This is a genomic window from Deltaproteobacteria bacterium (assembly GCA_030654105.1).
Lineage (GTDB): Bacteria > Desulfobacterota > SM23-61 > SM23-61 > SM23-61 > JAHJQK01.
The window spans coordinates 1-4,341 of record JAURYC010000264.1 but is presented as its reverse complement, the minus strand read 5'-3'; the positions used below and the strand labels follow the sequence as shown (position 1 = coordinate 4,341).

4 protein-coding genes are annotated in these 4,341 nt (G+C 49.0%); all 4 read right to left on the bottom strand.

The window, feature by feature from the left end:
• The coding region (locus tag Q7V48_11325) for a peptidoglycan DD-metalloendopeptidase family protein (protein MDO9211317.1) at window positions 1–808 on the bottom strand (808 nt) is incomplete at its 3' end.
• A gap of 201 nt (window positions 809–1,009) precedes the next feature.
• Window positions 1,010–1,468: an N-acetyltransferase gene (locus tag Q7V48_11320; protein MDO9211316.1), complete on the bottom strand. Its 459-nt coding sequence runs from the start codon at window positions 1,466–1,468 to the stop codon at window positions 1,010–1,012.
• Window positions 1,469–1,518: 50 nt separating this feature from the next.
• A complete protein-coding gene (gene recN, locus Q7V48_11315; protein MDO9211315.1) occupies window positions 1,519–3,237 on the bottom strand; it encodes a DNA repair protein RecN in 1,719 nt (572 codons plus the stop codon).
• 23 nt (window positions 3,238–3,260) lie between these two features.
• Entirely contained in the window at window positions 3,261–4,118 is an 858-nt protein-coding gene (locus tag Q7V48_11310; GenBank protein MDO9211314.1) for an NAD(+)/NADH kinase, read from the bottom strand.
• Between the last annotated feature and the right edge of the window lie 223 nt (window positions 4,119–4,341).

Sequence of the window (4,341 nt, the reverse complement as noted above, 5' to 3'; positions counted from 1 at the left end):
AATATCCATGTCCATGATCGAGGCAAATCAACCGTCCATACTCTGATTCACGCCCGGCAAAATTGACAACTCCATCGGCAGGGGCGAAAACCATTGTTCCTGAAGGAGCAGAGATGTCCACTCCTCTATGGGGACGAGTTCCCCCGGAAGAAGGGGAAAGACGAGTATCTCCAAATCCGGAAGAAATCCGACCTAATACCGGCCATAGAGAAGGCGTGGCTAAAAGAAACGATTTTTGACCTTGAAGAAACTCCTGGAGTTCTTTCAAGCTTTCTTCCCTCTGGGAAAATTCTTGGCGCAGGTCCAAAAGGTCATGGTGCAGGCGGCTAATCAGTCTATTTCTTTCCTTATCCAGAATGGAGACCTCTTCCTCCCGAAAAACAGGGGGCTCCCCCCCCTCTTCTTTTTTTACAGATTTTACAGAAGAGGTCTTTTCATATAAGGTCTTTTTCCTGGAAACCTTCGGGGTAACTTTTTTTATTTTTTGCAGCGCGGTAACTTCTTTCAGGTCTTGCTCAACCTGCTTTTCCATCTCTTTGAGCTTATCGAGTTGCTCTTCCAAAACAGAGATTTTTTCCATAAAAGAGCGGATTTCTGCCTGCTGGGAACGGGTTTCTGACCGGAGGGTTTGCAGCTCGGCCACCTTTTTCCTGTAGATCATATATTTATAGGCCATAAAGCCAGAAACAATGATGAAAATTCCCAGGATCCCGGCCGCAATTTTTAAGGTCAGAGGAGAGAGGATAATTTTTTTGACTTTAGCGGCTTTTTGAGAAGTAATCAGGATTGTGTAATCCTTTTTAACCAACCTTCACCCCCGGAAAAAAATTCCCTCTGCACCCGAAAAAATCCGGATATGCCTTCCCATGGAAACGATCTGTGAGATTAGGATATTTTCTTTGAAGGGATTCCATTTACCACGAAGGCCTATTTCCTGTCAAGACTTTTTTCTCTTATTTTTTAAAAAGTATTTGAATATATTAATTTTTTCAAAATTGACCGGAAACTTTTAAACCTCCAGGAGGACCGCTATTTCGTCGCATTCGGGAAACTTCACGCATTTGATACAGTCGGCCCAAATCTTATGGGGCAGGGCGCTCTTATCCACGACTTTAAACCCAAACTTTCGGAAAAAATCTGGTTTATACGTTAGAGCAAAGATGCGGTAAAGCCCGAGGCTGATAGCCTCAGAGAGGCAGGCCTCAATAAGCTTGGTCCCGATGCCCCGCCGATTATATTCTTCCCGGACGACCAGGGAGCGAATTTCAGCCAGATCTTCCCAACAGATGTGCATGGCACAGGTCCCGAGGATTTGCCCCTGGCCCTCCTCCTGGTATATGTAATAATCCCGCAGGTTGTCGTAGAGCTCACTGAGAGAACGGGAAAGCATCTCCCCTTTTTTGGCTGAAAGCTCGATCAGCTTCTGGATTTGCCGAACATCGGAGATTTTAGCTTTGCGGATAGTCATATTGATAATTACCGTAAGGCGTTAGGCGTGAGGGTGTAAGGGGTTTGTTTTTACCCCTTTAGAGCATTTTTCAGCATTTCCCGGGCGTGGTCAAGGGTTTTTTCCGTAATTTTAACCCCGCCCAGCATACGGGCGATTTCCTGTTCCCGGTTTTCCCCTTGTAGGTGATTTACTTCCACTACGGTCCTTCCTCCCTGGATTCTCTTGGACACCTTGAAATGGGTATCGGCAAAGGAGGCTATGGGGGCCAAGTGGGTTATACAAAAAACCTGATGTTCCCGGGAAATTTCTTTAAGCTTGCGACCCACGACCTCGGCAATTCCCCCTCCAATGCCCGCGTCCACCTCGTCGAAGACCAGAGTTTTAATCCAGGTTTCCTCGGCGAAGATCCGTTTCAGGGCTAACATAATCCGGGAGAGCTCCCCCCCGGAAGCGATCTTGGCCAGAGCTTTCAGGTCTTCTCCGGGGTTGGGGGAGATGAGAAATTGTACCCGGTCCATTCCATTTTGATCCAATCGCGGAGAGATATTTTGGCCTTGCTCCCCCTTTTCTGATAAGCCTTCTTCCACCGCGATTTGAAAGCGAACTTTTTTCATGCCCAGGGTGGAGAGTTCTGCCTCCACTTTGGAGCCGAGCTCCTGCGCAACCTTTTTCCTCTTCGAAGAGAGTTCTTGGGCCTGAGACAAAGCCCGGGCATAAAAGGCGGCCGTGCTTTTTTGGAGCTCAGAATTTTTTTCCCCCAGGCTTTCCAGGCTTTTTCTTTCCCGGTCGATCCTTTCCTTGTAGGCCAGGACTTCTGCCAACGAAGGACCGTATTTTTTTTTAAGTTTCGTGATCTCATCCAGGCGAGATTCGATGGTTTCCAAGCGCCGGGGGTCAAAATGGATTTTTTCTCGGTAGGCACGAAGGGAGGAAGCCACGTCTTCCGCTTGGAAAAGGATCGATTCGATTAAAGATGCCAAAGAGTTGAGGTAGGGATCCATTTTCGCCCCCTCCCGCAGACGCTGCAGGATGGACTTCAGGCGCTCGACCACCGATCCGCTTTCCCCGTAAATAACTTCGGTACCTTGATGGGCAATGGAGTAAAGCTTTTCGGCATGAATCAGGCGGGCGCGTTCGGCAACCAGCTCTTCCTCTTCGTTCGCTTCACCGGGTTTGGGGGGTTTCAGGTTAGCCCTGGCGATTTCCTTTGATTGAAAGGTCAGAAATTCCAGGCGCTCGGATCGTTGCTTTTCCTTGGAGATCAACTCTTCAAGGTCGGAGGTAGCCTTCATCCAATGGGCATAGACTTCTTGATATTCCTGGCGCCAGGGAAGGAGTCCACCGGAACGGTCCAGAATGTCAATGGGGCTTTGGGGATGGAGAAAGTGTTGATGTTCGTGTTGGCCGTAAATATTGATGAGTTCTTCGCCCAGCTCTTCGAGCATATGAAGGGTAATGGAGTTTCCATTGAGAAAGGCCCGAGATTTTCCGGAACGGTGGATGAGGCGCTTGATCAACAGCCCCTCGGCTTGGTCCAGTTGTAAGCTCCTCAAGATTTTTATGTTTTCCGCTTCTTCCAACTCAAAGAAAGCTTCTACAGAAGCATCTTCTTGACCCGTTCGAATCATTTCCGGAGAAGCGCGACTCCCCAGGAGGAGGTTGAGGGCGTCTACCAAGATGGATTTCCCGGCACCGGTTTCACCGGTGAGAACGTTGAACCCCGGTCCAAATTCTAAGCGTAGCTGGTCGATAATAGCGAAATTCTTTATGTTCAGCTCGGTCAGCATTCAAAGTTTCTTCAGGTTGGTCGTCAACGTTCCCCCCATTTAAATTTTGTCCTCAGAATTTGGAAATAGTCCTTAAAGGGGGATTTGATGAAAAAAACGTAATCCTTGGCCTTGGTGACAACAACCTGGTCGAAAGGGTGAAGGTCACAACCGATCTGCCCGTCGAGGGTCAGGCGCACGTCGCCTTCTTCAGATTCGAGGGTGATTTCCACCGTGTCCCGATCAGGGATGAGGAGCGGCCGGTTGGTCAAGGTATGCGGGCATATGGGCGTGATCAGAATGGAATCCATGGAGGGGTATACGATGGGCCCTCCGGCTGCGAGGGAATAAGCTGTAGACCCCGTTGGGGTAGAAATGATTACCCCATCCCCACGATAGGTGGTGACATAGGCACCATTAATGTTGGTGCGCAGGTTGATGATCCGGGCCAGTACGCTCTTGTTAATGACTACATCGTTGAGCACCGAATATTCGCCGACCCGTTCCCCCCGGCGCAGGACATTCGCCGAGAGTTTCATGCGCTTCTCCGTCTCCATCTTTCCTGCAAGGATTTGTCCCAGAACAGGGTAGAGTTCCTCGAGGGTGATCTCGGTCAAAAAACCCAGCCCACCCAGATTCACCCCCAGGACAGGGACGTTTTCCCCTGCCATGGCCCGCACAGCGCTCAGCAAGGTGCCGTCTCCTCCGAGTACGATGAGCAGGTCAATCCAACGGCTGATTTCAGAACGGGGGCAAGAAAAGGGATGGTTAATCATTGGAGCAATGGTCTCGTCCAGGTAAACCTGGATATTCCGTTGGCTCAACCATCCAATGAGTTCGCTGGCTAAGGTGATGGCGTCTGGCTGGTTAGGCTTGATGATGATTCCTATGCGGTTTAGCACTTGATGCTCCCGATATAAAAAAAGGGTTCAAGGGGTCAAGGGAAAGGATCCTGGAACCCCATTGCTTGATCATGAATTTAGGGATTTCTACCACAAAAAAGAAGGGCTGTCCATAAGGAATTCCGGAATTCCCCCCTAAAACTTTTAAATTTAATAGGACGCAGATTTGCGCAGATAACAACGGATCATTATTTTCTTTTTAGTTTATCCTGATAATCTGTGT

Coding starts and splice junctions, on each gene's coding strand:
- recN (MDO9211315.1), bottom strand. CDS start 3,237: ATGCTGACCGAGCTGAACATAAAGAATTTCGCTATTATCGACCAGCTA.
- Q7V48_11320 (MDO9211316.1), bottom strand. CDS start 1,468: ATGACTATCCGCAAAGCTAAAATCTCCGATGTTCGGCAAATCCAGAAG.